Below are 476 nucleotides of genomic sequence, written 5' to 3' on the forward strand. Positions count from 1 at the left end.
GGACAATCAGCGCGGGCCTCGGCAGCGCAGGCAGCCTCAACACCAGCTTCTGGAACGCGGGGATGCAAAACGCCGCCTTAGGAAGCGCGGCTGGCTCGGAGGCGGCCTTGGTCAGCTCCGCCGGCTACGCCACCGGCGGCATGAGCACGGCGGCTTTGAGTTCGGGCATCCTCGCCTCCGCCCTCGGATCAACGGGCGGTCTCCAACACGGCCTGGCGAACGTCCTCAACTCGGGCCTGACCAACACGCCCGTCGCCGCCCCGGCCAGTGCTCCTGTTGGCGGCCTGGACTCAGGCAACCCGAACCCCGGTAGCGGCAGTGCCGCGGCTGGCTCGGGCGCAAACCCGGGCCTTAGAAGCCCTGGCACCAGCTACCCGAGCTTCGTCAACTCGGGCAGCAACGACTCGGGCTTGCGGAATACCGCCGTGCGTGAGCCGAGTACCCCCGGCTCCGGCATCCCCAAGTCGAACTTCTAC

At 68.9% G+C, this 476-nt stretch carries 1 pseudogene; it reads left to right on the forward strand.

Features of this window, described 5'->3' with window-relative positions:
• Positions 1 to 476: pseudogene (locus tag BST12_RS29270) on the forward strand (PPE family protein); the annotation flags it as partial.

Origin of the sequence: Mycobacterium angelicum (genome assembly GCF_002086155.1) — a bacterium.
GTDB classification, from domain to species: domain Bacteria; phylum Actinomycetota; class Actinomycetes; order Mycobacteriales; family Mycobacteriaceae; genus Mycobacterium; species Mycobacterium angelicum.